Origin of the sequence: Streptomyces sp. NPDC015242 (assembly GCF_043079125.1) — a bacterium.
Taxonomy (GTDB): Bacteria; Actinomycetota; Actinomycetes; order Streptomycetales; family Streptomycetaceae; genus Streptomyces.
This window is the reverse complement of record NZ_JBIBUF010000002.1, coordinates 984,292-999,617: the sequence shown is the minus strand read 5'-3', so window position 1 is coordinate 999,617 and position 15,326 is coordinate 984,292. Positions and strand designations below refer to the sequence as shown.

General features: G+C 72.8%; 13 protein-coding genes. 7 read left to right on the top strand and 6 right to left on the bottom strand.

The genetic code is table 11. The features are described from left to right. The first annotated feature begins 115 nt into the window (after positions 1-115). Both ACF07N_RS09970 and ACF07N_RS09965 read left to right on the top strand, forming a co-directional pair. On the top strand, positions 116-1,753 hold the full coding sequence (locus tag ACF07N_RS09970) for a succinic semialdehyde dehydrogenase (RefSeq protein ID WP_392110467.1): 1,638 nt from the start codon (positions 116-118) through the stop codon (positions 1,751-1,753). A 53-nt stretch (positions 1,754-1,806) separates the two neighbouring features. Continuing rightward, positions 1,807-3,591, top strand: a complete 1,785-nt coding sequence (locus ACF07N_RS09965; protein ID WP_392110464.1) for a GMC family oxidoreductase N-terminal domain-containing protein — start codon at positions 1,807-1,809, stop codon at positions 3,589-3,591. 105 nt (positions 3,592-3,696) lie between these two features. Here the strand turns inward: ACF07N_RS09965 and ACF07N_RS09960 are convergent, their stop codons facing one another. Beyond that, a complete protein-coding gene (locus tag ACF07N_RS09960; protein WP_392110461.1) occupies positions 3,697-4,677 on the bottom strand; it encodes an LAETG motif-containing sortase-dependent surface protein in 981 nt (326 codons plus the stop codon). A 214-nt stretch (positions 4,678-4,891) separates the two neighbouring features. On the opposite strand from ACF07N_RS09960, the gene ACF07N_RS09955 reads away from it, so the two are divergent. Next, complete coding sequence (locus tag ACF07N_RS09955) at positions 4,892-6,028, top strand: hypothetical protein (protein WP_392110458.1); 1,137 nt, start codon at positions 4,892-4,894, stop codon at positions 6,026-6,028. 535 nt (positions 6,029-6,563) lie between these two features. Here ACF07N_RS09955 and ACF07N_RS09950 read toward each other — a convergent pair. Beyond that, a complete protein-coding gene (locus ACF07N_RS09950) occupies positions 6,564-6,845 on the bottom strand; it encodes a chorismate mutase (RefSeq protein WP_309094886.1) in 282 nt (93 codons plus the stop codon). Positions 6,846-7,185: 340 nt separating this feature from the next. Between ACF07N_RS09950 and guaA the strand changes: the two genes are divergently transcribed. Continuing rightward, the gene (guaA, locus tag ACF07N_RS09945; RefSeq protein ID WP_392110454.1) at positions 7,186-8,766 is read left to right on the top strand and encodes a glutamine-hydrolyzing GMP synthase; all 1,581 of its coding nucleotides are present in this window, start codon (positions 7,186-7,188) and stop codon (positions 8,764-8,766) included. A 9-nt stretch (positions 8,767-8,775) separates the two neighbouring features. On the opposite strand, the gene ACF07N_RS09940 is transcribed toward guaA, so the two are convergent. Continuing rightward, positions 8,776-9,249, bottom strand: coding sequence for a pyridoxamine 5'-phosphate oxidase family protein (locus ACF07N_RS09940; protein WP_392110451.1), 474 nt, complete (start codon positions 9,247-9,249; stop codon positions 8,776-8,778). 188 nt (positions 9,250-9,437) lie between these two features. On the opposite strand from ACF07N_RS09940, the gene ACF07N_RS09935 reads away from it, so the two are divergent. Further along, a complete protein-coding gene (locus tag ACF07N_RS09935; RefSeq protein ID WP_392110449.1) occupies positions 9,438-10,232 on the top strand; it encodes a class II aldolase/adducin family protein in 795 nt (264 codons plus the stop codon). Between the two features lie 30 nt (positions 10,233-10,262). Here the strand turns inward: ACF07N_RS09935 and ACF07N_RS09930 are convergent, their stop codons facing one another. Continuing rightward, complete coding sequence (locus ACF07N_RS09930; RefSeq protein WP_392110446.1) at positions 10,263-11,255, bottom strand: DUF4429 domain-containing protein; 993 nt, start codon at positions 11,253-11,255, stop codon at positions 10,263-10,265. Positions 11,256-11,829: 574 nt separating this feature from the next. Here ACF07N_RS09930 and ACF07N_RS09925 point away from each other — a divergent pair. Together ACF07N_RS09925 and ACF07N_RS09920 are read left to right on the top strand one after the other, a co-directional pair. Then, positions 11,830-12,942 carry a hypothetical protein gene (locus tag ACF07N_RS09925; protein WP_392110443.1) on the top strand — a complete coding sequence of 371 codons (1,113 nt, stop codon included), beginning with the start codon at positions 11,830-11,832 and terminating at the stop codon, positions 12,940-12,942. 123 nt (positions 12,943-13,065) lie between these two features. Continuing rightward, complete coding sequence (locus ACF07N_RS09920; protein ID WP_383335100.1) at positions 13,066-13,587, top strand: DoxX family membrane protein; 522 nt, start codon at positions 13,066-13,068, stop codon at positions 13,585-13,587. A 27-nt stretch (positions 13,588-13,614) separates the two neighbouring features. Here the strand turns inward: ACF07N_RS09920 and ACF07N_RS09915 are convergent, their stop codons facing one another. Both ACF07N_RS09915 and ACF07N_RS09910 read right to left on the bottom strand, forming a co-directional pair. Continuing rightward, positions 13,615-13,857: a hypothetical protein gene (locus ACF07N_RS09915; RefSeq protein WP_392110440.1), complete on the bottom strand. Its 243-nt coding sequence runs from the start codon at positions 13,855-13,857 to the stop codon at positions 13,615-13,617. Then, positions 13,844-15,235, bottom strand: a complete 1,392-nt coding sequence (locus ACF07N_RS09910; RefSeq protein WP_392110437.1) for a PspC domain-containing protein — start codon at positions 15,233-15,235, stop codon at positions 13,844-13,846. Before ACF07N_RS09910 ends, ACF07N_RS09915 begins: the two co-directional genes overlap by 14 nt. Between the last annotated feature and the right edge of the window lie 91 nt (positions 15,236-15,326).

The window sequence follows — 15,326 nt, the reverse complement described above, 5'->3', positions numbered from 1 at the left end:
CAACGCCCTGATCAGGGGGTTTGTTGCCAGCAGCCACTGGCGCCGTGTGTGCAGTCGGTGAAGCCGTATTACCGACGGGTACCCAAAGCCTGCGCCGCGGCATACCCTGCGCGTCATGACGGACGCGCAGGCCGTGGAGAAGACGGCAGAGACCGGCTCGGCACAGACCGGTACCAACCCCCTCGCCCCCGCCCCGGAGGGCGCCCGCACCGCCGCCGACGTGGTGACGCCCGAGCTGGTTGCCCAGCTCACCAAGGGCGTGGTCGGCTCCGGCCGGACCGCCAACCACACGCCGTTCACCGGGGAGAAGCTCGCCGACCTCCCCGAGGCGACGCCCGAGGACGTGGCCGAGGCCTTCGAACGGGCCCGGGCCGGCCAGCCGGTGTGGGAGCGGATCCCGGTACGGCAGCGCGCTTCCGTCCTGCTGCGCTTCCACGACCTGCTGCTGGAGCGCCAGGCCGAGGTGCTCGACCTGATCCAGCTGGAGACCGGCAAGGCCCGTCTGCACGCCCACGAGGAGGTCCAGGCGGTCGCCGTCGCCGCGCGGCACTACGGCCGAAAGGCCCCGGCCTACCTCCGCCCCAAGCGGCACACCGGCGCGGTGCCGACCCTGACCAAGGTCACCGAACTGCGCCACGCCCGCGGTGTCGTCGGCCAGATCGCCCCCTGGAACTACCCCCTGGAACTCTCCGTCGGCGACGCGCTCCCGGCCTTCGTCGCGGGCAACGCGGTCGTCATGAAGCCCGACACGGAGACCTGCCTGACCGCCCTGTGGGCCCGTGACCTGCTCATCGAGGCCGGGCTGCCCGCCGACGTCTTCCAGGTCGTCCTCGGCGACGGCCCGGTCGTCGGCCCCGAGGTCGTCCGCCACGCCGACTACGTCTCCTTCACCGGCTCCACCCGCACCGGCCGCGAGGTCGCGCAGGGTGCCGCCGCCCGGCTGATCGGCGTCTCCCTCGAACTCGGCGGGAAGAACGCCATGCTGGTGCTGGAGGACGCCGACATCGAGAAGGCGGCGGCCGGTGCCGTGCGCGCCTGCTTCTCCTCCGCGGGCCAGCTGTGCATCTCCATCGAGCGGCTCTTCGTCCACGAGTCGATCGCGGACGCCTTCCTGGAGCGCTTCGCCGCCCGGACCAGGGCGATGCGCCTCGGCACGTCCCTGGCGTACGGCGCCGACATGGGCTCCCTGGTCGGCGAACGCCAGCTGGAGACCGTCACACGGCACGTGCAGGAAGCCGTCGCCAAGGGTGCCGAGGTCGTGGCCGGCGGTGTGGCCCGCCCGGACATCGGCCCCTACTTCTTCGAGCCGACGATCCTCGACGGGGTCGGCACGGACATGTCGGTCTGCGCGGAGGAGACCTTCGGCCCGGTCGTGTCGGTCTACCGCTTCGCCGACGAGGACGAGGCGATCGAACGCGCCAACTCCACGCCGTACGGCCTCAACTCCTCGGTCTGGACGAAGAACGCCCGTCGCGGCCAGGAGGTCGCCGCCCGGCTGCGCACCGGCACGGTCAACATCAACGAGGGGTACGCCCCCGCCTACGGCAGCGTCCAGTCGCCCATGGGCGGCATGAAGGACTCGGGCCTCGGCCGCCGCCACGGCTCCGAGGGCATCCTCAAGTACACCGAGGCGCAGACGGTCGCCCACCAGCGGGTCCTCCCGATGGCCCCGTCCCTGGGCATGGACGACGAGCAGTACGCCCGGTTCATGAGCCGGAGCCTGCGCCTGATGAAGGCGTTCCGCTTCCGCTGACGCCCCCGCACACCACCACTGACGGCCCGCACGAGACTCAACGAGGAGAACACGTGCCTCAGGACGCATACGACTACGACGTCATCGTGGTCGGCTCCGGCTTCGGCGGTTCCGTGACCGCCCTGCGCCTCACCGAGAAGGGCTACCGGGTGGGTGTCCTGGAGGCCGGCCGCCGCTTCACCCGCGAGACGCTCCCCAAGAACTCCTGGGACCTGAAGAACTACCTGTGGGCCCCCAAGCTCGGCATGTACGGCATCCAGCGCATCCACCTGCTGGGCAACGTCATGGTGCTGGCGGGCGCGGGCGTCGGCGGCGGCTCCCTCAACTACGCCAACACCCTCTACGTCCCGCCGAAGCCGTTCTTCGAGGACCCGCAGTGGCGTGACATCACCGACTGGCAGGACGAACTCGCGCCCTACTACGACCAGGCCCGCCGCATGCTGGGGGTGCGGACCAACCCGACCATGACCCCCTCCGACGTGCACCTGAAGGCCGCCGCGGAGCGGATGGGCTGCGGCGACACCTTCCACCTCGCCCCCGTCGGCGTCTTCTTCGGCGACGGCCGGGACGCCGACGGCTCGGTGCAGGCGAAGCCTGGCCAGGAGGTGCCCGACCCCTACTTCGGCGGGGCGGGCCCGTCCCGCAAGGCCTGCGCGGAGTGCGGCGAGTGCATGACCGGCTGCCGCCACGGCGCGAAGAACACCCTCAACGAGAACTACCTGCACCTCGCCGAGAAGGCGGGCGCGGTCGTCCACCCCCTGACCACGGTCGTCTCGGTCACCGACGACTCGCGCGGCGGCTACGCGGTCGCCACCCTGCCCACCGACCGCCGTAAGTCCGGGGGCCGCACCTACACCGCCCGCCGGGTCGTCCTCGCGGCCGGCACCTACGGCACGCAGACCCTCCTGCACCGCATGAAGGCCGGAGGCCAACTGCCGCACATCAGCGACAGGCTGGGCGAGCTGACGCGCACCAACTCCGAGGCCCTGGTCGGCGCCCAGACCGACGACCGGCGCTACCGCAAGGCCCACGGCGCGCCCAAGGCGGACTTCACGCGCGGCGTGGCCATCACGTCCTCGATCCACCCCGACGAGAACACCCACATCGAGCCGGTCCGCTACGGCAAGGGCTCCAACTCGATGGGCAGCCTGTCGATCCTCCAGGTCCCCTACTCCGGACGGAACTCGGGCACGTCCCGGGTCCTGGGCTTCCTCGCCCACGCGGCCCGCCACCCGGTGCTCGTGCTGCGCTCCCTGTCCAACCGCCGCTGGTCGGAGCGGACCATCATCGGCCTGGTGATGCAGTCGCTGGACAACTCCCTGACGACGTACCTGAAGCCGTCGGGCGTCGGCCGCGGCCTGCTCACCGCCCGCCAGGGTCACGGAGCGCCGAACCCCAAGCAGATCAAGGCGGCCACGGAAGGCGCCTCGGCCCTCGCCGCCGAGATCAACGGCTTCGCCGGCTCCAACGTCGGCGAACTGATGGGCACCCCGCTCACCGCCCACTTCCTGGGCGGCTGCCCCATCGGCGACTCCCGGGAGACCGGGGTGATCGACCCGTACCACCGCCTCTACGGCCACCCGGGCATCTCCGTCGTGGACGGGGCGGCCGTCTCGGCCAACCTGGGCGTCAACCCGTCCCTGACGATCACCGCCCAGGCCGAGCGGGCGATGTCGTTCTGGCCGAACAAGGGCGAGCCCGACCCGCGTCCGCAGCAGGGCGCCGCCTACGAGCGGCTCAAGCCGGTCGAGCCGAAGTCCCCCGCCGTCCCGGCGGAGGCCTTCGGGGCGCTGCGGCTGCCCTTCCTCGGCATGCCGGCCGTACCGCCGAAGAAGTGACCGGACCCGGCACTCAGCCGGGTCCGGTGCACAGAAGAGGGACCTGCACCCCCCTCCGAGCGCAGGTCCCTCTTCTGCTTGCGGCGGTCCGGGGACCGCTGTGGCTTACGCCTCCGCGCCGGCCTTGCGGCGACGGACCACGAAGATCGCGCCGGCACCGGCGACGACCGCGGCACCGCCGACGAGGCTGATCATCGGCAGGGCCGAGCTGGAGCCGGTCTCGGCGAGGCTGCCGGTGACCTCCGGCGTGTTGCCGCTGGGCTTCTCGTCGGTGACGGGCGCCTTGCCGCCTTCCTGCGGCTTGGTGCCGTCGGTGTCCGTACCGGCGGAGACGATCTGGAACTTGTACGACACGTCACCGAAGCCGGTGCACTCGGCGTCGTTGTCGCCGTAGATCGTCGCGCCGAGCGAGAAGCCGGCGCCGACCGGGGCGGACTTGCTGACGTTCAGGCGCAGCGGGATGTTGACCTCGTACTCGGGCTTCAGCTCGTCGGTGTAGCCCACGTAACCGACCGCGTAGCCGCCCTCGTTGAGGTCGACCCAGATCTTGTCCTGGGGGTCCCAGGCCTGGAGCTGGACCTGCTTGCTGGAGAACAGCTCCTCGCCGTACTCGTCGGGGGAGGCCCCGGCGAAGAAGTCGAGGTCGTTCAGCGTCGAGTCGGAGTTGTTCAGCACGTTCAGCGAGAACTTGTGCCAGCCGCTGCCCGCCGCGATCTTGCCGGGCAGGCCGGTGATGCTGACGTCGACCTTGGTGTCCTCGCAGATCGAGGGCTCGGGGTCCGGGGACTCCGACTCCTCGGGCTCCGACGTCGAGGGCGACGGGGAGGACTCGGTGGCGGACGCGCTCGGCGAGCTCGACGTCTCGGGAGCGGACTCGCTCACGGACGTGCTCGGCGACGGCGACGTCTCCGGGGTGGTCTCGGTCGCCGACGGCGAGGCGGACGTCTCGGGAGCGGACTCGCTCACCGACGCGCTCGGCGTGGGCGTGGTTTCGTCGGTCGCGTACGCGGCCGGTGCCGCGAGCAGTGCCACCGGGGCTATGACCGCCGTGGCGGCCGCTGCTGCCATGGCGCGGCGAAGCTTCATGAAGACCTCGGAAAGTCCGGCGTACCGCGGGGTGCGGTACGAACGTTGGGGGAGGCCTCCGCGTGTGGGGCGCGGGAGTGGCCCTTGGTTCGGCAGGTTTGATCCGTGAAACCTGTGAAGGGTTGCGCTGACGTTCACAGAATTCTTATGTGGGCTGTGTCACATCCGGAATCTCCTTGTGAAGGCGCTTACCGACCGCTTAGATCTATGCCTCGTGTCTGAGAAGCCGTCCGACGATCAACCGTCGGTCCCGGAACTCCCCGACGACGTCTGGGAACAGTTCACCCGCGACACCGAGCGGGACATCCGTGCCTCGGCCCCGAAGGAGCCCTCCGCCCGCGCGCGCATGGTGACCGAGCGCCTGCGCCGGCAGGAGGAGCGGGGGGAGCTGCCGCCCGGCTGGCGCACCGGCCCCGACCCGCTGGAGACGAACCGGCGCGCGGGGCGGCGCCGGAAGCTGTGGGCCGTGCTCGGCGTGCCGGTCGCCGCCGCCGTGGCACTGGTCGCGCTGAAGCCCTCCCTGCTGCCCGGCGACCCCTTCGGCGCGGACGGGGCAGGCGCCGCCGCGGCCTCCCCGCTGCCGGCCGAGACGGCGGCACCGACCGCGCCGCCCGGTGCCTCGACGCCGGAGACCCCCACCCTGGACAAGCCCTTCGCCGGCTCCCCGGCCCTGCGCTGGGCCGACGGGGAGGCCGGCATCGTCCTGCCCGAGGCGAAGGCCGTCGGCCCGGTCTCGAAGGACCGCGTCGCCCAGGCGCTGAAACTGACGAAGCAGCTGCTGGTCGGCGCCAACCTGGACCCGCGGACCGTGCGCGGCGCCCGCCCCGAGGCCGCGCTCGCCGTGCTCGACCCGCGGCAGCCGGGACTGCTCGACGACCTGAACACCGCCCTGCGCTCCCCGAGCGAGCGGAACGACCCCCTGACGATGTTCAGCCGGTTCGACCCCGACGAGATACGCCCGGCCGGCGACGTGGTCAAGACGCGCGGGCGCATGACCTTCGAGAAGGGCGCGCACGCGGGAGTCGTCGTGCACGCCGACTACACCTTCGTCTACCCGGTCACCCGGGCCGACGGACGTCCCGAGGTCGCCCGCACCATCGTGCGCAGGGTCATCGACGTCGAACTCCCCGACCCCACCCGCTACCGGGTCACCCCGGGCCGGCTGAGCGTCAAGGAGTACGACGAGGAGATCGGCAACAGCGCCTGCGACGTCCACGACGGCTATCTGCACCCGCGGTTCCCGTCGAGCGACGACCGGGGCCCCGAGCCCACCGGCCCGACGACCGACCCCTACGACCGCAGCCGGGACATCGACGACGGCGGCCCCTGCGGAACGGTGACCCGCACCTGACCGGGCGCCGGACAGCCGCCGGCGCAGAGCGAAGGGCCCCGCGGGGTGGAACCGCGGGGCCCTCCTTCTCGTCAGCACCGACGTCAGGGCAGCGCCGGTGCCTGGAAGCGGCGCCGGGGGGTTGCGCCGCTGGCCTGTACCTCTGGCAATGGGGCCGTGCGGGGGCCCGGGACGGGGACTCGGGCTGTGTACGCATCGTGCTGGACGAACCGGGCGCCCGCAACCGTTCGGCCCAGTCCTGTGCATTTTTGCAAGGTCCGTCCGGCCGGCCCCGGGCGTCCCCGGAGCCGGCCGTTCTCTTGGGTGACCGGGCTGCTGTCCCCTGCCGTCCGGTCACTTCCCTGGAGCGAGGTCCCACGACGCACGGCACGATCCGTGCGTCTCATCGCTCCAGCGAGCCACGCGTGGTTCTCTCGGGCCCGCGCCTGGCTGGCACGGACACCGGGACCAACGAAGCGGCCCGGGAGCGGTCACGCGCCGTACGGGTGAGGAGGATGCGTACGTCTGTCCCGCGAACGCCGATTCCCCGGGCGGGTCAGATCCGGCCGCGGCACAGCTCCAGCAGGGTCATCGCGAGCGTCGTGCCGGGCTTGCCCAGGGCCTCCCGGTAGTGGCCGAGGACCTCCATCTCGCGCGAGAGGTTCACGCGCCGCCCGCCGGAGGCGATCCGCGCCTCCTGGATCACGGCGGAGACGGCCGCCCGTTCCTGGATCAGCCCGATGATCCGGTCGTCGAGCGCGTCAATCCGCTCGCGGGCTCCCGTGATCACGTCGGCGGCCTCGGCGGTGCGGGCACCGGTCACGTCGGTGGCGGTCATGAGGGGCTCCTCGTCGTCAAGGGGTGCCCCGATCCGGCAAGGCCCCGACGACGGCAGACGCCCCGGGCCTTGTCGGCCCGGGGCGCCTGGGAAGTCGCTTGTCAGTTGCTCAAGCAGCACGACCATGGCAGCCGGCGGGCCGGGTGCCATAGGTAAAGACGAAGGTCGCGTGCGTGTGCATGGGGCCAGTATGCCCCCGGCCGCGAGGCCGGCCAAACGGGTTCGCATCCTGAGACGCGGGGCCCGGAGCCCGCCCGCCCCCTGGGCGGGACGTTCCCGGCCGGCACCTCGGTAGAATCGGGTGGCACAAGACCCCCGCCCCACCGCCGGAAGGCACCTCGTGTCATCAGCGTCTCCCGCTGCCAGCGCCGCCGACACCGTCCTGGTCGTCGACTTCGGCGCGCAGTACGCCCAGCTCATCGCCCGTCGCGTCCGCGAGGCGCGGGTCTACAGCGAGATCGTGCCGAGCACCATGCCGGTCCAGGAGATCCTCGCCAAGAACCCCGCGGCGATCATCCTCTCCGGCGGCCCCTCGTCGGTCTACGAGGAGGGCGCCCCCCGCCTCGACCGCGAGCTCTTCGAGGCCGGCGTCCCCGTCTTCGGCATGTGCTACGGCTTCCAGCTGATGGCGCAGACCCTCGGCGGCACCGTCGACAACACCGGCGCCCGCGAGTACGGCCGCACCGAACTGCACGTGGCCAAGGCGTCCTCCACCCTCTTCGAGGGCACCCCGGCCGAGCAGGCCGTCTGGATGTCCCACGGCGACGCCTGCTCCGCCGCGCCCGAGGGCTTCTCCGTCACGGCCTCCACGGACGTCGTCCCGGTCGCCGCCTTCGAGAACGACGAGAAGAAGCTCTACGGCGTCCAGTACCACCCCGAGGTGATGCACTCCACGCACGGGCAGCAGGTGCTGGAGCACTTCCTCTACCGGGGCGCGGGCCTGACCCCGTCCTGGACCACGGGCAACGTGATCGAGGAGCAGGTCGCCGCCATCCGCGAGCAGGTCGGCGACAAGCGCGCCATCTGCGGCCTGTCCGGCGGCGTGGACTCCGCCGTCGCCGCCGCCCTCGTCCAGAAGGCCATCGGCTCCCAGCTGACCTGCGTCTACGTCGACCACGGCCTGATGCGCAAGGGTGAGACCGAGCAGGTCGAGAAGGACTTCGTCGCCGCGACCGGCGTGCAGCTGAAGGTCGTCGACGCCGAGGAGCGGTTCCTCAAGGCGCTCGCCGGGGTCTCCGACCCCGAGGAGAAGCGGAAGATCATCGGCCGCGAGTTCATCCGCGTCTTCGAGCAGGCCCAGGCCGAGATCATCGCCGACGAGGGCCCGGCCGTGGAGTTCCTCGTCCAGGGCACGCTCTACCCGGACGTCGTCGAGTCCGGCGGCGGCACCGGCACCGCCAACATCAAGTCCCACCACAACGTGGGCGGCCTGCCCGAGGACCTCGAGTTCAAGCTGATCGAGCCGCTGCGCAAGCTGTTCAAGGACGAGGTCCGCATGGTCGGCCAGGAGCTCGGCCTGCCGGAGGAGATCGTCCAGCGCCAGCCCTTCCCCGGCCCCGGCCTCGGCATCCGCATCGTCGGCGAGGTCACCAAGGAGCGCCTGGACCTGCTGCGCGAGGCCGACGCCATCGCCCGCGAGGAGCTCACGGCGGCCGGCCTCGACCGCGACATCTGGCAGTGCCCGGTGGTCCTGCTCGCGGACGTCCGCAGCGTCGGCGTCCAGGGCGACGGCCGCACCTACGGCCACCCGATCGTGCTGCGCCCGGTGTCCTCCGAGGACGCCATGACGGCCGACTGGTCGCGCCTGCCGTACGACGTCCTCGCGAAGATCTCCACCCGCATCACCAACGAGGTCCGCGACGTCAACCGCGTCGTCCTCGACGTGACCTCCAAGCCGCCGGGCACCATCGAGTGGGAGTAGTCCCCGCCGTCACGTCCGCCTGAGGGTGCGCACCGGCCCTCCGGGCGTCCAGACCTGGACGACGAGGTACGTCTCGTCCTCGACGTAGGTCCGCACGACCTCCGTCAGCTCGGTGCGGAAGAGGTGGAACGGCTCCGGCGGTTCCACCTCTTCCACGTACCGGGCCTTCGTCCCGGCGTCGTCGACCTCGATCGCCCGGCCGCTGATGCGGACGTCGCCGCCGCCCATGCCCGTGCCCTCCCCGGGGTTCGCCTGGAGGGCGAAGCGCGGGTCGCGGCGCAGGTCGAGCGCCTTGAGCGAGTCCGGCATCATCCCGAGCCACAGCTCGCCGCCGAGGAACCGCACTTCCAGGCCGCTCGTGCGGGGCGAGCCGTCCTTGCGGAGCGTGGCGAGGACGTGATGCGTGTGGGCGCCGAAGCGCTTCTCGACCGTGCCGGCCAGATCCGGTTCGGCGGTGGTGAATGCCGCCCAGTTCGCTGCCATACCGAGAGTGTCGCGCCGAATTCCGACATCTTCTGTCGGCTATTCGTGGGTAGCGGGAGCCCGGGGGCACAAGGGTGGGTGCAGGGTGCTCAGGGGGCGCGCGGTCCCATCTTTACGGAACGGTTCTGTTTTCCCCCTCTCCCCGGCGGTAACTTCCGCCCCGTACGCAGAGCGACGCTGGAGGACCTATGCACGGGCCCACCCCGCCCCTGCCGCTGCCCACGGACCGGCTGCGGTTCGCGATGCCGCCGATGCACGAGTCCGTCGAGGACGAGCGGCGGCACCGCAAGGAACGCCTCGCGGGCGCCATCAGGATCTTCGGCCGGCTCGGTTACGAGGACGGCGTCTCCGGGCACATCACCGCCCGCGATCCGGAGTACACCGACTGCTTCTGGGTCAACCCGTTCGGACTGCCCTTCCGGCACGTCACCGTCAGCGACCTGGTGCTCGCCAACCAGGACGGCCAGGTCGTCGAGGGCCGGTACCACGTCAACCAGGCGGCCTTCACCGTGCACGCCCAGGTCCACGCCGCCCGGCCCGACGTGGTCGCCGTCGCCCACTGCCACTCGGTGCACGGCCGGGCCCTCGCGGCCCTCGGCGACCTCCTGGAACCGATCACCCAGGAGAGCTGTGCCTTCTACGAGGACCACGCCCTGTACGACTCCTACACCGGAGTCGCCGTGGACGCCGAGGAGGGACGGCGCATCGCGGGCGTGCTCGGCTCCCGCAAGGCACTCGTGCTGCGCAACCACGGGCTGCTGACCGTCGGCGACTCGGTCGACGCGGCGGCCTGGTGGTTCGTGTCGATGGAGCGGTCCTGCCAGGTGCAGCTGACCGCGCAGGCGGCCGGGCGGCCGGTGCGCATCGACCACCGGATGGCCGTGGCCACCCGCGAACAGCTCGGCGGCGACCTGGTGGCGTGGATCAACTACCAGCCGATGTGGCAGAACATCAGGCGGAGCGAGCCGGATCTGCTGGACTAGGCAGGCCGGGGCGGGTCGGCCCGGCCCGCGTCAGAAGCCGCGCAGCACCGCGGCCTTGGCCCTCGCGAACTCCTCGTCCGTGAGCACGCCGTCGCGGTGCAGGTCCCCCAACTCGCGCAGGCGGCGGAGCAGGACGTCGTGGTGGTCGGAGCCGGCCGACGGCAGCGGGCGGGCGGCCGTGTACCGGCCTTCGGCGCCCTCGTACCCTGTGCCGCCTGCGCTTCCTGTGGCCCACGCGGCCTCGTCGGCCCACGTGGCCCCCATGGCCCCTGCGGCCCCGTTGCCCCCGGTCGCCCCGTCGACTCCGGCCGGCCGGGTGGACGGGTGCGGCAGCCGGGCGGTGACCGCGGTCGCGACCAGCGCGGTCAGCAGGTCGCGCCGGGTGCTGCCCCACAGGTCCAGGGCGTACGGGTCCTTCTCCGGCGGCAGGTTCGAGTAGACCGTCTCGCTGGTCACGAAGCGCAGGAAGCCGTCCTCCTGGCTGGTGTTCGGCAGCCACTCGACGCGGACCAGTTCGCCCAGGCCGATGATCCGCGGGCCGGTGGCGCGTTTGACGCGCTCGGAGGTGTCGGACCAGTCGATCCGGACCTGGGTGCCGTCGAAGGAGACCGTCCCGTCCGAGGAGCGCACGGAGACCGGAACCGGTGGGCCGGGCAGGAGATAGACCGGCGCCGGTTCCTTCGGTATCCGCTCCAGGAGCAGCGCGCGCCGGATCTCCTCCGCGAGGTACTCGGCGACCCCCGTCCGGTCGACGTCCACCGCGAGCCGGTACGGGTCGGCCGCGTCCGGCAGCCGGCCGCCCGTCGCCTGGAGCAGCGGATCGGCACCTTCCCGCAGCCGCAACCGGAGCCGGGCGCGCTTGCGTTCGGGCTCCAGGACGACTCCCGCCACGGCCTCCAGCGGCACGGCGATCTCGCCGTACGTCTGCCGGAACAGCGGCACGGAGCGGTGCAGACCGGGCGTGATCCGGACCGTGCTGCCGTCGAAGACCCAGGTCCCGTCACGCTGGATGATCTCGGCCATAAGGGAATTCTCGCAGCCGGGTCAACACGACGCGGTGAAGTTCACCCGTGTTGACCAGACGGGGCGGACGCGGACCGGGTGGTATGGGGCACAATTCGTCGTCGTCGCACGGGAGTTGCACAACGGTGTTTCCGGGGTCCGGAAGACCGGCGGTGGTTGGGTCGCGGGAAGGCGGGCGTCGGGCGTGACGGTGCGCGAGACGGGGCAGGGCGGCGGGGACGCGGGCACGTACCCGAGTACGGGTCCGGGGCCGGGGGCGGGTGCAGGCTCGAGGCCGGCTTCGGGGGCGGATCCGCGGGGCGGTGCGACCGCGGGCGGGTACCGGGGTGGGCCTCCGGGCCGGTATCCGGACGGGTACGCGGGCGCATATGCGGGCGGATACGCGGGCGGACATTCCGGAGGGCACACCGGTGGCCGCACGGGGGGGCACGACGGGGAGGGCGCCGGAGCCCACGGTGGCGGATGCGCCTGCGGGGACTGCCCGCACGGGGCCCGTGAGGGGCATCGGCGGGCCGTCGCCGCGTTCCTGCGCAAGCGGGACGAGTTCGCCGCCGGGCAGGGGCTGCCCGCCGCGGTGGCCCACTCCGCCTCCGCCTCCCGGCAGTGGGTCTCGGAGGAACTGGCGCAGTCCGCCGAGCTCGTCGCCGAGCGGGGGCGGGCCGAGGGCCAGGCCTGGCTGGCCGGCCTGTGGCGCCGCACCGCCGCCGCGGTCTGGGCCGGCGTCGTCCTGCTGCTGCTCGGGCAGGCCCTCACCGCCGTCGGCGCGGGCTGGACGTCCGCGCGTACGGCCGGGCTTGCCGCGGCGCTGGTGGTCGCCGGAGCCCTGACCGCGGCGTCGTGGTTCCACCGGGCGAAGGGCGGTGCGCTGGCGCCCCTGATCGGCGAGGACAACCGGCTGTCGACGTCCCGCACGGTCGCCGCGGTGTGGGTGCTCTTCGTGGCCTACTCGGTGCTCGTCCTGGCGGGGCGGCTCGCCGCCGCGTCCCGGCACCCCGAGCGGGACGCGCTGATCTCCGGGCTCGAACTCGCCCGCGGCGCGGGTGTGGTGACCGTGCTCGCCGTGGTGTGCGGGATCGCCGTGCTCGTGCGGCGGGTGGTCGGGTTGCGGGTGCTCGGGCAGCGGCTGCAGAAGGTACGCGCCGACCGGCCGCGCGCCGCCGACCTCCTGACCGACGACGCCGGACGGGGGACCTTCGCCGACATCCAGTACGTCGTGATCAGCGCGGTCGCACTGGTCTTCGCGGCGGTGCGGCTGGCCCGGCGGCCGGACCAGCTGCCGGATCTGCCGTGGGGGCTGGCGGTGGTGGTGCTGGTGTCGGCGGCGACGTATCTGGCCGGGAAGTACGCCGAAGGCGGCCGGCCGGTCATCCTCTCCGTGGTCCGGGCCCGCGAGGCCGGGGACCTGGACGCGCCGATCCGTACCGGCGACGACATCGAGATCCGGGGCGCCGGGTTCGTCCCGCCGGGCGCGCAGGGGGCGGACCGGCTGGCGCGGATGGTGGTGCGGGTGGGGACGGTGCATGTCCATGTGCCGCTGGTGCCGGTGCCCGGCGGCTTCCGGAACCCGACGGACACGCTGCTCACCGTGCCGGTGCCGGTGGAGGTGGAGCCCGGGCGGGTGGAGGTGCAGGTCGTGACGGCGGCGGGGGTCGAGACGAATCGGTATGCGGTGGACGTGACGGAGTAGCGGGCGGTGGGCGTGTGCCCGGCGGAAAAGCCGGGCCCCGAGGGTTGAGCCCGGTCCGTTTGTCGTACGTATGGTCTGTTGAGGGGGTCTCGGCACCGGCGGGCGAGAGGCGGCTACGCAGCGATGACGCACAGTATGAGAACGGACACCTACCCGGATGACCGGGGTGACTGGCGGGACAGCGCCGTCCGCTACGCCCTGCTCCCGCTGCGGATCTTTCTCGGCGTCACCTTCGTCTACGCGGGCCTGGACAAACTGACCGACAGCGCCTTCATGAAGGAGGCCGGCTCCGGGTCCATCGGCGACATGATGCGGGCCGTGCGGGACTCCTCGGCGATTCCGGCCCTGGTCGACCTCTCCCTGAAGAACCCCGTGGGCTTCGGCTACGCCATCGCCCTCGGAGAACTGGCCGTCGGCATCGGCACCCTGCTCGGCCTCCTCGCCCGGCTGGCCGCGCTCGGCGGCGCGCTCATCTCCCTGAGCCTGTGGCTCACCGTCAGCTGGGCCTCCGACCCGTACTACTACGGCAACGACCTCGCCTACCTCATGGCCTGGATCCCCCTCGTCCTGGCGGGCGCCCCACTGCTGTCCGTGGACGCCGCCTTGCGGGCGCGGCGACGGCGGCGGAGGGGCGAGTACCGGTAACGGGTGAGCGGCGCGGGTGTCGTGCCGTCACCCCGCCCGGTCCGGGCCCGGGCGGTCCGAGGTGCCGCCGGCCGGACGGCGGCGCCGGCGTACGCGGCCCGTGGCGAAGGCCACCGCGCCCGCCAGGCACAGCCCGCCCGCGACGAGCGGTATCGCCACGAACCACGGGGTCTCCCACGCGCCGTCGGCGTCCCCGGCGTAGAGGACGGCGACCAGGGTGAGGACGGCACCGGCCACCAGCTTCCCGGGCTGGAACTCATGACGTGGCACGGGTCACCTCCGCCTGTCCCACGCCGACCTGGAGATCCAGGTCGAGGGTGCCGGACTTCTCGACGCCCCGCGCGGGGGAGAGCGTCGTCTGCTGGTGCCGGCCCGGTTTCACGTCCACGTCCTTCGGGTCGTCGCCCGGCAGCTGGAGATCGCCGATGCCCACGTCGGCGTTGAGCCGCACGGTCACGTCCTCGGGCACGAGCACTCGCACCCGGCCCACCCCGACCTCGGCGCGCGTGGTCACGGTCTGGCCCGCCGTCAGGTCCAGCCGGGTCAGGTCCAGGGTGCCGACGCCGGTGCCGAGGTCGTAGCGCTGCCGTACGTCCGCGGCGGTCGCGGGCTGCCAGGTGGTGCGGTTCCACTGGGTGCCGATGTCCTCGGGCACGGCCGCCGAGGCGGTGAGCAGGCCGGCGGTGATGATCGCCAGGAGGATCGAGCCCGCCCCCGTCCGGCCCAGCAGGGCGCTGACCGCGATGCCCAGACCGAGGACGGCGAGGGCGCAGGCCAGGCCGGTCTGCAGGCTGGGGCCGAGCGGGTGCGTGTTCCAGGTGTGGCTCGTGCCCAGAGCGCCCGCGAGCAGGGCCAGCAGGAAGATCCAGCCGCCGATCCAGCGGGGGCCGCGCGGCGTGGGGGGCGGGGTGTGCGGGGCCGGTATGTGCTCGCGGGCGCCCGGCCGGATGCCGAGGCTGATGTCGAGGGCCGCCGCCACGTCGAGATCACGGGTGTCGCGCGGGCCCCAGAGGTAGCCCGTCCCCCCGGTGTGCGTGCCGTCCTTGACGATGGGGTCGCGCCACCAGGAGGGCGAGGTGGCCAGGACCGGCGGCGCCTGGGGCTCCGGTGGGGCGTCGGCGGCCGCCTGTGCGGCCAGCGGGTCCGGGCTGGGGGCGCCGCGCTGCCGGGACCAGTAGCCGGCGCCGGCCAGGAGGAGGGAGAGGACCACGGCGAAGGTCAGCACCCCGCCGTTCCTCAGCATCGTCAGGAACACGCCGCAGCCGACCAGCGCGAACAGCACGGCCGCCAGGGCCTGGCCGTCGACGCGGCCGGTCAGCAGCTTGCGCACCTCGTTCTCGTCCTCGTCGTCGTACGGGACGAACAGCCAGGCGAAGCCGTAGAAGATCAGGCCGATGCCGCCGGTGGCGGAGAGCACCGCGAGGGTGATGCGGAAGATGACCGGGTCCATGTCGCACTGCCGCCCGAGTCCGGCGCAGACGCCCGCCAGCATCTTGTGGGGGCGGTCACGGCGGAACCGGTGGGACGGCCCGGGCGGGACGGCCTCCACGGCCGGGCCGGACGCGGCGCCCTGCGGCCCGGCGCCCGGAGCGGGACGCGGGCCGGAGCCGGGTCCCGGACCCGTCGCGGCGTGCTCGTGATCGGTCATGGGTCCATGGTGACGGGCGCGGCGCCGCTGCGGCAGCCGGATCGACCCTGGCCGGACCCTGATATCGGCCCCGAGGGGCGGCCCGGGAAGC

Bases quoted from the DNA above. Each gene is read 5' to 3' on its own strand.
- ACF07N_RS09970 (WP_392110467.1), top strand. From the start codon at position 116: ATGACGGACGCGCAGGCCGTGGAGAAGACGGCAGAGACCGGCTCGGCA.
- ACF07N_RS09960 (WP_392110461.1), bottom strand. From the start codon at position 4,677: ATGAAGCTTCGCCGCGCCATGGCAGCAGCGGCCGCCACGGCGGTCATA.
- ACF07N_RS09950 (WP_309094886.1), bottom strand. From the start codon at position 6,845: ATGACCGCCACCGACGTGACCGGTGCCCGCACCGCCGAGGCCGCCGAC.
- ACF07N_RS09940 (WP_392110451.1), bottom strand. From the start codon at position 9,249: ATGGCAGCGAACTGGGCGGCATTCACCACCGCCGAACCGGATCTGGCC.
- ACF07N_RS09935 (WP_392110449.1), top strand. From the start codon at position 9,438: ATGCACGGGCCCACCCCGCCCCTGCCGCTGCCCACGGACCGGCTGCGG.
- ACF07N_RS09930 (WP_392110446.1), bottom strand. From the start codon at position 11,255: ATGGCCGAGATCATCCAGCGTGACGGGACCTGGGTCTTCGACGGCAGC.
- ACF07N_RS09920 (WP_383335100.1), top strand. From the start codon at position 13,066: ATGACGCACAGTATGAGAACGGACACCTACCCGGATGACCGGGGTGAC.
- ACF07N_RS09910 (WP_392110437.1), bottom strand. From the start codon at position 15,235: ATGACCGATCACGAGCACGCCGCGACGGGTCCGGGACCCGGCTCCGGC.